Genomic DNA, 18345 nt, shown 5'->3' with positions numbered 1-18345 from the left:
GTTCTCCATTCGCCCATTCACTACCTATCCCATAGCTTAAACATTACTATTATGGGAAGGTCAAGGTTTTGGGATAAATTCTTTATTTTTCCTTATATGAAGGCATGTAGCTCAATAAAAAGCCCGAACATAACGTCGGGCTTTTATGGCGATACTTTTGATCTAAAATGTACCGGACTCTAGTCAGCCGAAATATCTTCAAACAGGATTGAAGACAGGTAGCGTTCACCGCCGTCTGGCAAAATCACCACAATATTCTTGCCGGCATTTTCAGGACGAGCAGCCACCTGGGCCGCTGCTGCCATCGCTGCACCACATGAAATTCCCACAAGGATACCTTCTTGAGCGGCAGTTTTACGTGCCCATTCAACTGCTTCTGCGCTATTAATGGCAATCACTTCATCGACCAGGTCCAGCTCCAGATTACCTGGAATGAAGTTGGCGCCGATACCCTGAATTTTGTGTGGTCCAGGGGTTAGGGTTTCACCACGCTTCGCCTGACCAATAATTGCAGATTCAGCAGGTTCCACCGCCACTGAATATAAAGGCTTGTTTTTCACTTTTTCAAAATAACGTGAAACCCCGGTAATGGTACCGCCGGTGCCTACACCAGCAACTAGAATGTCCACATTACCACCGGTTGCTTCCCAGATTTCTGGTCCTGTGGTTTCTTCGTGAATTTTTGGATTGGCCGGGTTTTCAAACTGCTGTGGCAGGTAGTACAGTTCAGGGTTCTCATTGACTAGACGTTGTGCTTCTTCTACTGCCCCTTTCATGCCTTTAGCCGGATCTGTCAGTACCAGATTAGCACCTAGCGCTTTGACCACTTTACGGCGCTCAATACTCATGCTCGATGGCATGGTCAAAGTAATATCATAGCCTTTGGCTGCAGCAACGAAAGCCAGTGCAATCCCAGTGTTGCCACTGGTTGGCTCCACAATATGCATCCCCGGCTTGAGTTTGCCTGACTTTTCTGCATCAGCAACTAGTGCTGCACCCACACGACACTTTACTGAAAATGCAGGATTACGGCTCTCAATTTTTGCAAGTACATTGGCTGGACCTGAAATCACACGATTAATGCGAACAAGTGGTGTATTTCCAATCGCCTCTGCATTATTACTATAAACCGCTATACCTAGATTACTCGGTACTGGAAAAGCTGAATCTGTACTCATGATGATATCCCTGATGTTATTGGTTCAAGTCATTTAAACATCATACAAGCATTTTTGTGCTTTGTAGATGTTTGATGAAACTTGCACTTCATTGCACGAATGAGAACTAAAATGCTTCTCACATGCTGCAATAAATTTATCTTATCTATCAATATTTAAAATATAATTTTAATTGATAATTCAATTCATTAAAAACCATAAAACTTAACTGTTTTTAGCAATGTATTAAGGACCCAGCCCCGTATAATTGACTGGCTGTAACTTTATAATGGATATATTGAATGAAAACCGATTTTGAAATCACGACCATGCGCAATTCAGCAGAACAGGTCGTCGGCATTTTAAAATCTCTGGCCAATACTGACCGTCTTCTCATTTTATGCCATCTGTCACAAGCGGAACTGAATGTTTCAGAAATCGAGCAAATGACTGAAATCAAACAGCCTACGCTCTCCCAGCAGCTGATGATGCTGCGTAAAAGTGATGTAGTCCATACCCGGCGTAATGGCAAACAGATTTATTATTCAATTAAAGACCAAAATTTGATTGTCGTCTTAAATACACTTTACCAATTATATTGCAGCAATAAGGTAAATTAATGGTTATTTAAATTTTAGACATTAAGGGTGTTTTACATTATAAAAATCAGAATTCCAGATTTTTAGATGCAATGTGACTTGTTCCGATGATTCTAAATATGAATCATCACATATTTAGAACAGCTAAGACTTCTTAGCAGAATTTGTGCATAATATATCTATATTTGTGATTTAGACCTTTTTATGCCAAATTCCAAGTCTAAAATTCTGCATAAACTCCCTGCCTGGGCCTGGTTAAGCCACTATACGCCAGTCAAATTTAAATCCGATGTTCTGGCTGCCCTGATTGTAGTGGCCATGCTGGTGCCCCAAGGGATGGCCTATGCCATGCTTGCAGGCTTGCCACCGATCATGGGTTTATATGCCAGCATCCTGCCAATGATCATTTATGCTTTGCTCGGTGGTAGTTCGACTTTGTCAATCGGCCCCGTGGCCATCATTTCCATGATGACCTTCGCCACGCTTAATCCCTTGTTTGAGGTGGGTTCCCCGGTCTATATTGAAGCTGCAATGTTATTGGCACTGATGGTTGGCATTATCTCCCTGCTTTTAGGCGTATTCCGTTTTGGTTTTCTGATCCAGCTAATCAGTCATCCCGTGATTCAAAGTTTCATCATTGCATCAGCATTGCTCATTGCTTTTGGCCAGTTAAAGTTTTTGGTTGACCTCCCCTTAAAAGCCAATAATATTCCGGAGTTTGTCAGTAGCTTGTTGCAATACTTCCCGCTATTGCACCTTCCTAGCCTGATTTTCGGCCTGCTGTCTATCAGTCTGCTGATCTATCTGCCCAAGTTATTAAAATCTCAGGCTGTACAAAGCCGGATTGGTCCTACAGATTTTCTGGTCCGGGCGGTACCCCTGATTCTGGTGTGTCTCGGCATTGCTGCAATTGTATTTCTGGATTTAAAGATTTATGGCATTAAAACTGTCGGTGCAATTCCATCCGGTTTTCCACCTTTATCCTTTCCACACTGGAACTGGGAACTGGTCATGACCTTGTTGCCTGGTGCCAGCATGATCGCCATGATCAGCTTTGTAGAATCGCTTTCGATTGCGCAAGCCACAGCATTGCAGCAGCGCAGCCATCTAGATAGTAATCAGGAACTGATCGCGCTTGGCCTGGCCAATATCAGTGCAGGCGTAAGCTCAGCCTTTCCGGTAACGGGCAGCCTGTCACGGACTGTGGTGAATGCTGATGCCGGTGCCAAATCCCCTATGGCTGGTGTTTTATCTTCAATTCTGATTATTTTTGTCAGCCTGTTCTTTACCGGATTTTTTGAAGATCTGCCCCTGACGATTCTGGCCGCCACAATTATTGTCTCAATCTGGAAACTGGTTAACTTTCAGCCATTCGTTGATGCCTGGCGTTATTCCAAAGCAGATGGTCTTGCCATGTGGATTACTTTTCTGGGCGTGGTGCTGATTGACATTTCTACTGGTTTGCTGATTGGAATTGTATCAACTTTTGTGCTGATGTTATGGCGCATCAGCCGGCCGCATATTGCAGTCGTGGGTCTAGTTGAAGGAACCCAGCATTTTCGCAATATTCAGCGCCATCAGGTCATCACCTCAGATCGGGTGCTGTCACTGCGGATTGATGAAAATCTATCGTTTCTGAATGCCAATAACTTCAAAGGATATCTGATCAATGAGATCAGCCTGAATGACAAGCTACAACACGTGATTTTAAACTGTTCCAGTATCAGTGCCATTGATCTGAGTGCTCTGGAAATGCTGGAAGATTTAAATGCTGAATTGGCCAAACTGGATATTCACCTGCATTTCGCAGAAGTCAAAGGCCCGGTGATGGATAAACTGCAGGCGTCCAGATTGATGAAGCATCTGAGTGGCCGGATTTATCTGACACATTTTCAGGCGATCCGAGATCTGGCGCCAGAGATCTTTGAACAGCATAAAGATTATACAATTTAGGACCATTTAGACTTATACTCATGCCCGGCTATATAAAGCGGATATGAGTTCATGTCTTTTATGAATTTTCAAATATAATTTGAATTTCTTGGTCTGAAATTGATATTTATTTCATCTATAAAATTTTCTCCGAGATGATTTATCCATCATGTGCAGATTTTTTCTTCAAAAAAAACAATATCTAAAACCAGTTAACTTTAGAATATATTAATAATATCAATAGTTTGACTTTAATATGAAAATATAGTCGAAGCCCTGTTTAATTTAAGTATAAAATAGCACGACTTTTTTCCCCATTTCGCCCTCGTAATTTTCACAAGGCAACCTTATGTTTTCTGCCCTTACGCGCATGAGCTTAGTCTCTCGAATCATCATCGCCATTATTTTAGGCGTGGCTGTGGCTGTGGTATTTCCCGAAGTTGCTCCCTCATTAAGCCTACTGGGCGACCTGTTTATTAAAGCCTTGAAATCTGTTGCACCGATTCTGGTTTTCATTTTAGTGTTAGCTTCTATCGCGAATTTTAAGGTGGGTCAGTCTAACTCTGCTATCAGGCCGATTATGATAATGTATGCGGTTGGTATGTTCCTTGCTGCACTCAGCGCTGTGGTTGCGAGTATTTTATTCCCAAGTACACTGTTCCTGGATATCGCTACACAAACTGACTTGCAGCCACCTGGCAGTCTGGTAGAAATTCTGAAAAATTTGCTGCTCAGTTTTGTCGCTAATCCGGTGGTTGCCATTGCTGAAGCTAACTTTATTGGTATCCTGGCTTGGTCAGTAGCCTTAGGTATTGCTTTCCGTCATGCATCAGATACAACCAAGACACTTTTGAATGATGCAGCCTTTGCGGTGAATTATGTAATTCGTCTTGTTATCAGTTTTGCGCCTGTAGGTATTTTTGGTCTGGTTGCAGTGACTTTTGCTGAGTCTGGCCTCGAAACGCTGACCAGTTACGTGCATTTACTTGCCGTGTTGCTCGGAACCATGGTCTTTGTGGCTCTGGTCATTAATCCGCTTCTGGTTGCCTTAATCACGCGTAATAACCCATATCCACTGGTGTTCACTTGTTTGCGAGAAAGTGGTATTACTGCTTTCTTTACCCGTAGTTCGGCAGCCAATATTCCAGTAAACCTGGATCTGGCAAAACGTTTAGGTGTCAAAGAATCGACTGCAAGTATTGCAATACCTCTCGGTGCTGCAATCAACATGGCTGGTGCTTCTGTCACTATTACCGTATTGTCATTGGCTGCCGTGAATACTTTGGGAATTAATGTCGATTTTACCACCATGCTGATTCTTTCGGTGGTGGCTGCAATCTCGGCATGCGGGGCTTCTGGTGTTGCCGGTGGTTCATTGCTATTGATTCCGGTCGCATGTGGCCTGTTTGGTATTTCTTCAGACATTGCCATGCAAGTTGTTGCAATTGGTATGGTAATCAGTGTATTACAGGATTCTACTGAAACCGCGCTAAATTCATCGACTGACGTTTTGTTCACGACAGCAGTAGACCGCGCATCAAATTGATTTTATATTAATTAAACAATATGTTTAGCCATTGATGTTGTTATGCCATTACAGCGTTTACCCATCTGGATTCATCTGGGTGCATTTTTTCTTGCCGTGAATGCCGGCATGATTAATGTACTCGGTCTGATTACCGTCCTGCACCAATCCGTTTCCCATATGACCGGTAATATCAGTATGCTGGCCATGGCGCTGGTGAATTGGGAACCGCAGCATATCGTGTATCTGTTTCTGGTAACGCTATGTTATGTCATTGGCTCAATGTATAGCGGTCTTATTCTGGGTAACAGTCACTTTCAGTTAGGACGTCTTTATGGCTATCCGCTCAGCCTGGTGGCTTTGTTTATTCTGCTAAGCTGGATATTGCTCCCTTATTTTCCTCGCTATGGCCTGCTCTGGGCCTGTACAGCAATGGGCGTACAAAATGCCATGGTCAGCCATTATAAGGGCGCAATTATTCGCACCACGCATTTATCTGGCGTACTGACCGATCTTGGTCTGGCCTTAGGCTACCGTATACGCGGATTGGATGTGGAACCACGCCGGGTGATTTTACATGTTCTGATTTTACTCGGTTTTTTCGGTGGTGGTCTTCTTGCCAGCTGGGTTTATCCTTATTTAAAATTAAACGCATTCCTGATCCCGGTCGTGTTAAGTCTGACCCTCAGCCTCACCTACTGGGTGATTTATATACGTTATCGACATCAATTCGACTCATAACTGGACATTCTTATGGTTAAAAACGCATTACAGGCACAATTGTTAAAGGCAGGTCTGGTCGATAATAAGAAAGCAAAAAAACTGTCAAAACAGGCCGTTCACGAAAAGCGCACTGGCGATAGCAGTGATGCTGAAATCAAGGCTAAAATTGAACAGGCCAAACAGGAAAAGCTAGCAAAAGATCAGGCGATTGAACGAGAGAAAAAAGCAGCGCTGCAGGAAAAAGAGCTCAAAGCTGCTATTATGCAAATGATCAATCAGCATAAAATTCGTGACACTGACGGTGAAATTGCCTATCAGTTTATTGATAATTCTAAAATCAAGAAAGTCTATCTGAATCAGCAAATTTATAATGCCCTGGTTGCAGGAAGCCTGGTGATCGCCCGCGAAAATGAAAGCTATGCTTTCCTGCCTAAAGCGCTGGCGGATCGTATCAATGCCAAAATGCAAGGCTTTATCATCGTGAATAATTCAGAGAAAAATGAAGAAACGACTGATGAAGAAGATCCGTATGCAGATTATGTGATTCCAGATGATTTGATGTGGTAAGCCTATTCTTATCTAATAAATAAAACCGGCTCAGGCCGGTTTTATTAAATTATATCTTCAAGATCTTAGTTCAAATAATTAAAAATTGACTTAAGCTGGTATTTGAACACCTTTGCATCTATAACAAGATGAAATGTATTTTTAGAATAAAAAGATGCAGCTTAACCCGTCTCATCTACATCCTCATTTTTAAGCTGAAACTAGATAGCTTCTACAGGTACATATACGGGCCACCAAGCAGCCTGACGAATCACCTCAACATCAGACTCTTCTGTTTTAAGCTCAGAAATTCCTTGGTCCCGTGCAGTACGAAGCACTTCTAAGGCAACAACACTGGAAGTTACTCTCAGATCGGCATTTGATGGTAATAACGAGGCACCTTCAGAACCTAAATTTGCCTGACTGGCCACGGCCTGGGCGGCGGCAAAGATCATTTCATCCGTGATTTTTTGAGCTTTGGCAACAATTGCACCAAAACCCAAACCTGGATAAAGTGCCGCATTATTGGCCTGGCCAATTTTATAGCGCACATTGTGATAAATCACATCATCAAATGGTGCTCCGGTTGCCACAAATACTTTCCCATTCGTCCACTCAATCAGCTGTTGCGGTGTTGCTTCATGTAGTAATGTCGGATTGGACAATGGGAAGATGATGGGACGTTCAACATGACTGGCCATGTGTTTCACAATCTGCTCTGTAAATTGACCCGGTGTGGTAGACGTTCCTATTAAAATAGTGGGTCTTACTTGTGCAACAGTTTCTGCAAGATCAATAATCCCTTTATTTTGATTAGCTTTTGCTTGTAATGCTGCCATATGGGGCCAACGTGTTCTTGCCTCTATCGCAGTATGATTAACTACCCGATTAAAACCAGCAACTTCAGCATTTTTACGCACATAGGTTTTTTGGAAATCTAGAAGACCATCATTCATATCTTCAGTTAATAAGCCGGGCAAATCGACTAACCAGATTCGGGAAATGGCTTGTTCTTTTGTCAGGCCGCTACGAATCATTTGAGCACAGATTTGATCTGCAATACCACAGCCTGCTGTGCCTGCACCAAAGATCACTACCCGCTGTTCAGTCCACGGTGTTTGACTTAATTTAACTGCATTTAACAGACCAGACATCACAATAGCACCTGTGCCCTGAATATCGTCGTTAAAGGTTGGAAGGGTTTCGCGGTAACGGTCCAAAATCCGCCGGGCATTGGTCGAACCAAAATCCTCCCAATGCAATACTGCTTGCGGAAATAACTTTCTTGCAGCTTTTATATAGGCATCTATAAAATCATCATATGCTTTGCCCTGAATCCGTTCATGCCGGTTCCCGACATAGGACGGATCATTTAATAATTTTTCATTATTGGTGCCTACATCCAGAATTACGGGGATGACCCGGTGTGGATCTATTCCCGCAGCTGCGGTATAAACCGCCAGCTTACCGATGGAAATATCTACCCCATTTGAACCCCAGTCTCCAATTCCCAGAATTTCCTCAGCATCGGAAGCGACTATCAGATCAATATCCCCAGATTCAGCACCATAGGACTGCAGCTTTTCTTCAATACTTTCAGGTTCATTAATACTCAAGAAAATACCACGTGGACGTGTCATGATTTCACTATAATTTTCAATTGCCTCCCCCACAATCGGGTCATAAACCACAGGCAACATTTCCAGCATATGACGCTGTAATAATGCATAAAACAATGTCACATTATTATCATGCAGACGCCACATATAAATATGCTTATCCAAATCACTGTTACAGGCCTGGTAAGCCTGATAGGCGCGATTTAATTGCAGTTCCATATCAGTCGTTACCACGGGTGGTAAAATCCCGGTTAAATCCAAAGCTTTTCTTTCTTCTATGCTAAATGAAGTCCCTTTATTTAAGGCAGGATCACGCAAAACTTCATAGCCACGTGCAGTAGTTTTAAATTTACGCTGGTTATTTTCAACAACCACTTTAGCTTGACGAGTATACATATTCATACCTTTTAAAATAATTATAGGATGTTGAGAAAGTATCTGGATTAAATATCAGCTCAGCCGAGCATCTTTTTAGAATCAACACTTGTTAAAATATTATTCGCATATTTTCTTTATGCACTGCGAGTTTTTTTGAAATCATTATTTTTTTAAATTCTGTGTTAATAATTATTCTACCTTTAGGCATTAATATTAAATGAGATAATTAAAAAATTGATTTCAATTTAATTCTTCTTGTATTAAATGATATTAGTTATTAATAAAAGTAAAAATCTATATTTTGTAACTTCAAATATTATATATTGAAAAATAAAACTTATTTCTCATAAAAAATATTCAGTAGCAAATCTATTGAATATGAAACTTGAAACCAAGCTAGAGCTGTATTTTCAGGCCTTTTTAACCGTTTGATAGTAAACAGCATATGAGGAAATGTATTAAAAGTTTATTTAAAATTAAAAAATTCATGCTAAAGCTATAAACTCTATAACTATTTTTTAATTGAATGAGAAAAGATAACTTGGAACAGTTTAAGGTGATCGAGAATATACAGGTCTGGGCAGATCAGTATCCATGGCTGGAAATGCTGTCTTCACTCAGTATTGTGATTTTACTGGCCATTCTTGCCAATCTATTTGCCAAACAGGTTGTGGTACGTGGAATTCGTAAAATGATTTCCAAAATGCCTTTTGCACATAATGAAATCATTGCCGAGCATAGCGTGATTCGTCGCATTGCCAATATCGTGCCCGCAATTGTAATTATGAACGGGATTACCACCGTTCCGCATTTATCTGACAAGGTTGAGACCTTCATCCAGATGGGTGCACAAGCCTTCATCTTCCTGACCATTGCTCTGGCAATTGGTGAACTGCTAAATATTTTCAACCTGATTTATCAACGCAATCCTAAGTCGCGTAACAAGCCAATCAAGGGTTATTTACAGCTGGTCAAACTGATTATCTTCATCGTTTGTGGTCTGATGATTCTGGGAACTTTCCTGAAAAAAGATGTCTTTACCTTGCTGGCCGGATTTGGTGCCATGGCCGCGGTACTGATGCTGGTGTTCCAGAATACCATTTTGTCACTGGTGGCTTCAGTACAGATTTCATCTTATGACATGGTACGGATTGGTGACTGGATTGAAATGCCTTCGCTGAACGCAGACGGCGATGTCATTGATATGTCATTACATACCATTACGGTACAGAACTTCGATAAAACAGTGACCACGATTCCAACCAACAAACTGGTTACGGATACCTTTAAAAACTGGCGTGGCATGCAGGAAGCTGGGGCACGGCGGATCAAACGCTCGATTCACATTGATCAAAACAGCGTACATTTTATGTCGGCTGAAGAACAGAACAAGCTGAAAAATTTTATTCTGCTGGATCAGTACCTAAATACCAAATCAGAAGAGCTGGAACAATTTAACCTGCAACTGAGCCATCATTCACAGTACAACCAGCGCCGTCTCACCAATCTTGGTACCTTCCGTGCCTATGTAGAGTTCTATCTGCAACAGCATCCGGGAATTAGCAAAAATCACTCCCTGATGGTGCGTCAGTTACAACCGACCAGTGAAGGTCTACCATTAGAAATTTATGCCTTTACCAATACCACGGTTTGGGCCGAATATGAAAATATCCAGTCTGATATTTTTGATCATCTATTGGCGATTATTCCTGAATTTGGTTTAAAAGTGTATCAAGCCCCTTCAGGTCTTGATTTAAAAGAGGCTTTTAGTCAACCTTCTTCCATTATCAGTTAATTATAAGTTCCGACAACTTTTTAAGCCTGAAATACTGTCCTATTTCAGGCTTTTAACTATTCTGTTTTGATAAAAATTCAATAATTTATATATAAATTTAATCTTTGGGCGGTCAGCCTGAAATTTTAGAGGATTTTTCCTGCATAAGCTCCTGCAGCATTTTATAAAAATCAGGCTCTAAATTGATCTGATCGTCACAGATAATTGTGCCATTTAATAATAAATTCTGGTTACCTTGATGCTCATAAATTACTGTATTCAGAAACTGCGTACCGGGAATATTCTTAAGCAGACTCTGTGTCTGCTTCATTTCCGCAAGCTGCTGTTCAGGAACCTTATTTAATACAGTATAAACTTTTAAATGAGTATTATATTGTGCAATCCCAATCGCCAATTGCACCAGTTCGGTTTCAAGCTGACTATCTTCTGGATTGATGGAACTCGGAATAATCAGTTTATCTGCATGTTTCAGGACTGAACGTAAGGCAGGTGTATCCTGCCCATCAATATCAACAATAATATAGCTGAACTGCTGTTTCAGCATCTCCAACCGGTGATCCAGACTATGACTGTCATGTTTTAAGACATCCAGATGCTCGAAAGAAAATTTTTCATTTTTCAGATTTGCCCATTCAAACCCCTGCGGCTCCAGATTGGCATCAAGCAATAACGTAGGACTTTGCCCACGTAATAACTCAGTGATATGCATGGCAATCATGGTTTTTCCTGAGCCTCGTTTACGGCTAGCTATTACCCAGATACTCATATTTTACTGCTCTCGTTTGGGATTATTTTGCGTGTAAAAAATTGATTAAAATTTAATATAATTATGGATTTAGAATTACGTATCCATATTGAAAAGTAAAGTCTGACTTTTAAATAATTTTGTGGCAATTTCACCCAATTACGGGCTTAAAAAAACAGAATCCTTTATAATTCCCGAAAAGCAAAATGCATGATAAGAGTACGATAATGTTTCGATGGCTTGAAAGACTGGTTGACCCCTATCCCACCAAAAATCTAAACCAACCTTTACCAACCAGGTTTTTTCCATTTGTCTGGCAGGCAGCCTATGGCGTACGCCGTTATTTGCTGATTCTGGTACTGTGTACTGCTGGTGCGGCCAGCTTCGAAGCCTTACTTTACTCAAAAATTGGTGACCTGGTGAACTGGCTGAGTAAAAGCCAGCCGGATACTTTTCTGGAGCAACATGCCAGTAATTTAATCTTACTGAGTATTGTTCTTCTGGCCAATATTTTTTTCGCCAGCGCACAATCCCTGATCAAGCACCAGATTCTGTATAGCAATTTCCCAATGCGTTTACGCTGGCGCTTTCATAATCTGCTCATGAAACAAAGCCTGGATTTTTTCCACAATGATTTTGCCGGACGCTTATCGGCCAAGGTCATGCAAACGGCGTTGGCAGTACGCGAGTTCTGGGTAATTCTGGGTGACATGCTGGCTTATGTGCTGATTTATTTCATCACCATCAATATTGTTTTGGGTGCAATTTCCCCCTTGCTGATCATTCCACTGATGGTCTGGCTAGCCTTGTTCATCTGTGCAGCTTGTTACTTTATTCCTCGTTTGAGCCGAATTTCCAATGCCCAGGCGGATGCCCGTGCGGTCATGACCGGCCGTATCACGGATGCCTATACCAATATCCAGACCGTGAAGCTTTTTGCCCATGCCGGCCGCGAAAGCCAGTATGCCAAAACTTCGATGCAGGAATTTATGGTCACGGTATATAAACAGATGCGTCTGGGTGCGCAATACGAAATCAGTATTTTACTGCTGAGTGTGGTGTTGTACGGTGGCGTACTGGGTACCGCGATCTGGCTGTGGATGGAAGGTCAGGCCGAGCTGGGAATTATTGCCGCAACTACGGCAATGGTACTGAAACTGAACAGTATTGCCGAATTTATGATGTGGCAGACCTCCGCCCTGTTTGAAAATGTGGGTACCATCCAAGATGGCATGAAGACCTTAGGCCGTAAAATTACCATTGAAGATAAACCAGGTGCCAAAGAACTGCAGCTAAAGCATGGTGAAATTAAATTTGAAAATGTCAGCTTTGCCTATAATGATAAAAACGTCATTGATCAGTTTAATCTCACCATTCATCCAGGTGAAAAAATTGGTATTGTCGGCCGTTCAGGTGCAGGGAAATCCACCCTGATTCAGCTGTTGCTGCATTTTTATCATCTCAACCAGGGCCGCATCTTGATCGATGGTCAGGATATTGATGAGGTCACTCAAGACAGTTTACGCAAGAATATTGCTTTAGTGACCCAAGATACTTCACTGCTGCATCGCACGGTCGCGGAAAACATTAAATATGGCCGTCCTGATGCCAGCGATGAAGAAATGTATGAAGCTGTGCGTAAAGCCAAAGCAGAAGAGTTTATTCCAAATCTGACTGATCTACGCGGCAAAAAAGGCTATGAAGCCTATGTAGGCGAACGTGGCGTGAAGCTTTCCGGTGGTCAGCGTCAACGGATTGCAATTGCACGTGTATTCCTGAAAGATGCGCCGATTCTGATTCTGGATGAAGCCACCAGTGCACTGGATTCTGAAGTAGAAGCTGCCATTCAGAACAGCCTGGATGAACTGATGAAAGGTAAAACCGTAATTGCCATTGCGCATCGCCTTTCGACCATTGCGCAGATGGATCGTCTGATTGTAATGGATCAGGGTCGAATTGCCGAACAAGGCACGCATGATGAACTGGTGGCATTAAATGGTATCTATGCCCAGCTTTGGCAGCGTCAAACTGGCGGCATGCTGATTGAGCAACAAATCAAAGCATCAAAAGATCATGAATAATATGATCTCTAGAAGATTTCAAAACTTCTGATGATTTGATCGGCTTCAATACTGAACAGGTCTGGGACAAAAGAAAACTTTGCCCAGACCTTTCTTTTTAAAATCTTCTCTACAGATGAACCTTGAGTTGCCATCTATCCGATATTTTTTACTGAAATTCCCCAGCATATGGGCATTGAAAGTACCCTCATGAAGCATGTTTCAATTTTAATTTACACTTACGCCGTATTCTCAGATTTTGGGCTAGCCCATGCAGAAATATGACAGGTTCAATAAAATAATTCTAATTTGATCAACAAAATTATGTGGTTTAATTGATTTTAAGGCTGAATTCAGGCTAATCTGCCAGAGGCACAGTCACAATCGCCAAAATTTTGTCCAACAATTTTAATGAAAAATTTGGTGGCTTCATGCCAATATCTATTCATAAATAAAAAAATTTGAATGAGTGCAACGGATCGCGCATGAAAACAATTGCTCCACGCCAAGACCAAGGAATTCCAGGTGTTTACGGTCTCCTGCTTCTCGATGTCATTTCCCGCTGGGGTTATAATAATGAGTCGCTTTTCAAACCTTTTGGCCTGACCAGTGAACAGTTGGCAGATCCTGATTTTCGTATTCCAACTCCTGTCTCCAATGAACTGGTCAAATATGCCCTGAAACTGACCGGGGAACCGACCTTGGGCTATCATCTCGGCACACAGATGCGGATCTCGATTCATGGCTTTATTGGCTATGCCATTATGACGGCGAATAATATTACTGATGCGCTGGTACTGGCGAATCGATTTATTCAACTTCGCTTACCCTTCCTGCAACTATTTTTCTCGACTTTTGGTGCTAAAGCCACGGTACAACTGCAAACCGATATTCAGCTTGAACCTCTGCGCACCGAAATTTCCATTGCCTTGATGATTGGTCTGATCAGTATGGCCAAAGCGATTACAGGCGTTAACGATGCAACGGGAGAAATTGACTTCGATTTTAAGAAGCCGGAAGGTTTTGAACGCTTTATGGCGAAGTTCCCTACCCATCAGTTCCGCTTTGAACAGCCGCATTTAATTCTGAGTTTTGATAAAAGCTACCTGATGAACAAGCTGGTACATGCCGATCCGATTGCCAGCCAGATTGCGATTAACCAGTGTGAAACAGAACTTTCTGCCTTGGGCGAACGGCACCGGATTGCCATGCGTGTCCGGGATATCTTGACCCATGCCGAGCAACACTATCTCAGTATTGAAAGTGTGGCTGATCGCTTGCATATGTCTGACCGTACCTTAAAACGTCAACTTGCCGCCGAAGGCACCTCCTTTTCTACCCTGGTCGATGAAGTGCGTTACCGGCATGCTACCTCATTATTGTCCCGGACAGATTTTACCTTGGAACAGATTGCCGATGAACTGGGTTATAGCGATGTCGCCAATTTTAGCCGGGCGTTTAAACGCTGGAGTGGTCGCAGCCCGAGCAACTGGCGCAAAGATCCTTATTTATAAGGAAGTATAAGCCTTTTGTTTTGCTTAAAAAGAATGTATAAAACATGTCAAAAATGATCTTAAGATTTTTAAGGAGTTATCAATGAATCATCCTGCAGAATTAAAGTACGCAAGTACACATGAATGGGTGCGCATTGAGGGTGATCTTGTTGTGACCGGTATTTCCGACCATGCACAGGATGCATTAGGCGATCTGGTCTATGTCGAAGCACCAGATCTTGATTCACATATCACTGCGGGCGAACAGGCCGGTGTAGTTGAATCTGTCAAAACTGCTTCCGATATTCATGCACCGGTGTCTGGTGTAGTGGTTGAAATTAATCCTGATCTTGAAGATGATCCTGATTTCATTAATGATGACCCATATGGCAAAGGCTGGATCTATAAAATCAAGCCGGACAATATGGCAGATGTCGAAAAACTGCTCTCCAACACAGAATATGAAGCTGGCCTCTAAGATAGTCCAAGATTCAGATAATCAGCCTCCGGGCTGATTTTTTTATAGAAAAAACAAACTTTTTACTTATTTTTCCCAATTAAACTCAAGGTGTTTCTATCGGAAACTTATTGCACTTTTCACATATATTTCTTAAAGTGATTAAGGTACTTGCTTTGCAGCCCATCTGTCGTGCTTGCTTATAAAAATAATACTCATGTGCAGTCTCAGCGCTTGTCGCACATATTATTCAGGATCCTCATGAACGACAATACTTCACTTCTTTGGACCAAGTCATTTGTACTTTGTCTGTCCAATAACCTGTTTTTATTTATTTTCTATTTTGCACAAACTACAATTTTGCCAATTTACATCCTGAAAGAGTTAGGCGGTAATCTAACCCAGGCCGGTCTGGCCATGACTTTATTTATGGTTTCTGCCATTGCAGTGCGTCCTTTTAGCGGCTTAATTATCGAAAGATTCGGTATACGCAAAACCTTAATTGTCTCAGAAATATTTTTCAATATTTTTTCCTTAGCTTACCTGTTCGCTGATCAGCTCACGATTCTGTTTATCATCCGTTTCTTGCATGGTATCTGGTTTAGTATCTTGACCACAGTTTGTGTGCCTGTCGTAAACCAGTTTATTCCGGAACAGCGTAAAGGCGAAGGTATGGGCTATTTTGTCATGTCGGTTAATCTGGGGATTGTTTTAGGGCCATTTATAGGTCTGAGCCTGATGGAATACTGGTCTTATTTTCAGGTCAGCATACTGCTGGTTGCTCTGGTCTTTATCGGATTTACCTTCTGTTTTCTGATTCCGGTCAAAGAACCTGAAAAAATAATTGAAAATTCTAACAAGAAAACATCACTTGAGCTGACAGATTTTGTAGAAAAGACGGTATTACCTGTTGCGGTACTGGCCATGCTGATTTCTTTTTCTTATGCCAGCATTATGTCCTTTATTGCTCCCTTTGCAGCCAGCAAAGGTTTAATGGCTTATGCTGGTTTGTTCTTTGTGGTTTTTGCAATTTCCATGATGAGCTTACGGCCGATCACCGGAAAAATTTATGATCGTAAAGGTCCACAATATGTGATTTATCCGGCATTGGTGGCTTTTAGTTTGGGCCTATTTTTACTGAGCCAGATCCAGAGCTTATGGGGATTCATGCTTGCTGCTGTCATGATTGGAGTAGGTTTTGGCAGTGTGCAGCCCTGTATTCAAACCTTGGCGATTCAACGTGCCCCCAAGCATCGGATTGGCTATGCAACCTCAACTTTTTATACATTCTATGATTTAGGTATTGCCATCGGTTCATTGCTCATTGGCGCCATCATTGCCGCTTATAGTTATCAGTTGGCTTTTATTTTGTGTGGTCTTTTAACGCTGAGCAGCATTGTTTATTTTAAGCTGCTGGTACAACGCAAAACTGACTAATTTTATGGATTGGATTGAATAATAAATAATATAAGTCAAAACAGGCAGAAAATTCTGCCTGTGATGTTTTGAGTAAAGGTTTATTCTGACACCGAAGTATTCTCTGCTTCTTTCTCATCCGCTTTTGGATCTTGCATCATGGTGAATTGGGTTGCTTCACTAGCTGGTGCAGTACTGTCCTGACGATTGCTTTTCAGCTTGATCTGCAGACGTAACTCATTGGTAGAATCGGCATTACGCAAAGCTTCTTCATAGGAAATGGCGCCTTGGTTATACAGGTCAAATAAGGCTTGGTCAAAAGTCTGCATGCCCAGTTCACGGGATTTAGCCATAATGGCTTTCAGCTCATGAAACTCGCCTTTCAGGATCAGGTCGGAAATCAAAGGTGTATTCAGCATGATTTCAATCGCTGCCCGACGGCCTTTACCATCTTGAGTCCGAATCAGACGCTGTGAAATAATCGCCTTCATATTTGAAGACAAATCCATCAATAACTGATTCCGGCGTTCTTCAGGGAAGAAGTTGATAATCCGGTCCAAAGTCTGGTTGGCATTATTGGAATGCAGAGTTCCCAAACACAAATGGCCAGTTTCCGCAAAAGCAATCGCATGTTCCATAGTTTCAGTATCGCGAATTTCCCCGATCAGAATTACATCCGGAGCCTGACGCAAGGTATTTTTCAGCGCATTATGCCAAGAATGGCAGTCCACTCCGACTTCACGATGAGTAATCATGGATTTTTTATGTTTATGCACATATTCAACCGGATCTTCTACGGTAATGATATGCCCTGCTGAATTTTCATTTCGGTAGTCAATCATGGCTGCGAGTGAAGTTGATTTACCTGAACCCGTTCCTCCGACTACCAGTACCAGTCCACGTTTTTCCATAATCACATGTTTCAGGGATTCCGGTAATTTCAGTTTCTGGAAATTTGGAATTTCTGCAGTAATGGTACGAATCACCATGCCCACATTAAGTTGTTGCTGGAACACATTGACCCGGAAACGGGAGACGCCCGGTACAGTAATGGCAAAGTTACATTCAAGTTCAGTTTCAAATTCTTTACGCTGTTTATCATTCATCAGACTGTAGGCAAACAGTTTGGTTTTTTCAGCTGTAAGTTCCTGTTGTCCAAAAGGTTTCATTAAGCCTTGATGTTTGATGCTCGGTGGAAAATCAGCCGTAATAAATAAATCTGAGCCACCATATTCCACTACTTTAGTCAGCATGTGATGCATGAATTTTTTTGCTTCGTCCAACAGTTCTGCCGTGAACATTTTCTTTCCCCCGGAAATGCACAACTGCACAAATCTTGATCTTAGATTTATGCCAATATATTTTGATTTCATTGTGCAGCGTTTTATAAATATGCTCAAATATATTTGATTTATAAAGAAAATATTTTTTAATATTTGTGTGATGTACTTCAATAAAAATTAAATTAAGTAGAAGTATTCAAGCTTTTTAAAGTAACTCTGCCAAAAAAATAGGATTGTAATTTTAAAGGTTGAATTCTCGTAGATGACTCATTATTTATGATTTACAATAAATAAAGTTTCTTTGAACGGCGCATTTAATATCTATCAAAGACATAACATATTTTCGTTTCTTATGATTACCCAACTTACTCGCTTCTATAAATCCAATTTGAGTTTCCGCATATGGAATAATAACTCATTAAAAAACTGGATATTATTTATTAAAACTCAATAGAACCATGGAACATTGATTGTTAAATGACCGTGGAACATGAAAAATCCATAAAAACATGATTTATAAGAAATAAAAAATTGATGTTATTCCCAAGTAGAAATGTCCTACCTAATAACCAAATAGAAATGTCCTATATGGACATTTCCAAGTCAAGTACAGGATT

Annotated in this window: 14 protein-coding genes; 10 read left to right on the top strand and 4 right to left on the bottom strand. The window is 41.4% G+C overall.

The annotated features are described in order from the left end of the window. Positions 1 to 179: 179 nt before the first annotated feature. The gene (gene cysK / locus AY605_RS12360) at positions 180 to 1178 is read right to left on the bottom strand and encodes a cysteine synthase A (RefSeq protein WP_064096689.1); all 999 of its coding nucleotides are present in this window, start codon (positions 1176 to 1178) and stop codon (positions 180 to 182) included. 281 nt (positions 1179 to 1459) lie between these two features. Here cysK and AY605_RS12355 point away from each other — a divergent pair, with 281 nt between their 5' ends. The 5 genes from AY605_RS12355 to AY605_RS12335 all read left to right on the top strand — a co-directional run bounded on the left by AY605_RS12355 (position 1460) and on the right by AY605_RS12335 (position 6503). Next, the gene (locus AY605_RS12355; RefSeq protein ID WP_064096688.1) at positions 1460 to 1777 is read left to right on the top strand and encodes an ArsR/SmtB family transcription factor; all 318 of its coding nucleotides are present in this window, start codon (positions 1460 to 1462) and stop codon (positions 1775 to 1777) included. Positions 1778 to 1960: 183 nt separating this feature from the next. After that, on the top strand, positions 1961 to 3709 hold the full coding sequence (locus AY605_RS12350) for a SulP family inorganic anion transporter (RefSeq protein ID WP_064096687.1): 1749 nt from the start codon (positions 1961 to 1963) through the stop codon (positions 3707 to 3709). 328 nt (positions 3710 to 4037) lie between these two features. Next, on the top strand, positions 4038 to 5234 hold the full coding sequence (gene sstT / locus AY605_RS12345; RefSeq protein WP_064096686.1) for a serine/threonine transporter SstT: 1197 nt from the start codon (positions 4038 to 4040) through the stop codon (positions 5232 to 5234). A 42-nt stretch (positions 5235 to 5276) separates the two neighbouring features. After that, positions 5277 to 5954 (top strand): YoaK family protein, encoded by a 678-nt coding sequence (locus AY605_RS12340; protein ID WP_064096685.1) that lies wholly within the window; start codon positions 5277 to 5279, stop codon positions 5952 to 5954. Between the two features lie 12 nt (positions 5955 to 5966). Continuing rightward, complete coding sequence (locus AY605_RS12335; RefSeq protein WP_064096684.1) at positions 5967 to 6503, top strand: DUF2058 domain-containing protein; 537 nt, start codon at positions 5967 to 5969, stop codon at positions 6501 to 6503. Positions 6504 to 6703: 200 nt separating this feature from the next. On the opposite strand, the gene AY605_RS12330 is transcribed toward AY605_RS12335, so the two are convergent. Beyond that, positions 6704 to 8497 carry an NAD-dependent malic enzyme gene (locus AY605_RS12330; protein ID WP_064096683.1) on the bottom strand — a complete coding sequence of 598 codons (1794 nt, stop codon included), beginning with the start codon at positions 8495 to 8497 and terminating at the stop codon, positions 6704 to 6706. Between the two features lie 523 nt (positions 8498 to 9020). Between AY605_RS12330 and AY605_RS12325 the strand changes: the two genes are divergently transcribed. After that, positions 9021 to 10274 (top strand): mechanosensitive ion channel family protein, encoded by a 1254-nt coding sequence (locus AY605_RS12325; protein WP_064096836.1) that lies wholly within the window; start codon positions 9021 to 9023, stop codon positions 10272 to 10274. A gap of 112 nt (positions 10275 to 10386) precedes the next feature. Here AY605_RS12325 and AY605_RS12320 read toward each other — a convergent pair whose 3' ends face one another. Further along, positions 10387 to 11040, bottom strand: a complete 654-nt coding sequence (locus AY605_RS12320) for a hypothetical protein (RefSeq protein WP_064096682.1) — start codon at positions 11038 to 11040, stop codon at positions 10387 to 10389. Positions 11041 to 11246: 206 nt separating this feature from the next. Here AY605_RS12320 and AY605_RS12315 point away from each other — a divergent pair, with 206 nt between their 5' ends. From AY605_RS12315 to AY605_RS12300, 4 genes are all read left to right on the top strand, one after another. Then, positions 11247 to 13100, top strand: a complete 1854-nt coding sequence (locus AY605_RS12315; protein ID WP_064096681.1) for an ABC transporter ATP-binding protein — start codon at positions 11247 to 11249, stop codon at positions 13098 to 13100. A 464-nt stretch (positions 13101 to 13564) separates the two neighbouring features. Further along, positions 13565 to 14593, top strand: a complete 1029-nt coding sequence (locus AY605_RS12310; RefSeq protein WP_064096680.1) for an AraC family transcriptional regulator — start codon at positions 13565 to 13567, stop codon at positions 14591 to 14593. Positions 14594 to 14675: 82 nt separating this feature from the next. Then, positions 14676 to 15050 (top strand): glycine cleavage system protein GcvH, encoded by a 375-nt coding sequence (gene gcvH / locus AY605_RS12305; protein WP_004280423.1) that lies wholly within the window; start codon positions 14676 to 14678, stop codon positions 15048 to 15050. A 213-nt stretch (positions 15051 to 15263) separates the two neighbouring features. Next, a complete protein-coding gene (locus AY605_RS12300) occupies positions 15264 to 16466 on the top strand; it encodes an MFS transporter (RefSeq protein WP_404793718.1) in 1203 nt (400 codons plus the stop codon). An 80-nt stretch (positions 16467 to 16546) separates the two neighbouring features. Here the strand turns inward: AY605_RS12300 and AY605_RS12295 are convergent, their stop codons facing one another. Next, positions 16547 to 17746 carry a PilT/PilU family type 4a pilus ATPase gene (locus AY605_RS12295; RefSeq protein WP_005246179.1) on the bottom strand — a complete coding sequence of 400 codons (1200 nt, stop codon included), beginning with the start codon at positions 17744 to 17746 and terminating at the stop codon, positions 16547 to 16549. Positions 17747 to 18345 lie beyond the last annotated feature (599 nt).

It is taken from the genome of Acinetobacter sp. SFD, from assembly GCF_001647575.1.
Taxonomy (GTDB): domain Bacteria; phylum Pseudomonadota; class Gammaproteobacteria; order Pseudomonadales; family Moraxellaceae; genus Acinetobacter; species Acinetobacter pecorum.
The sequence above is the reverse complement of the archived record's forward strand: the minus strand, read 5'-3'. Positions and strand labels throughout refer to the sequence as shown.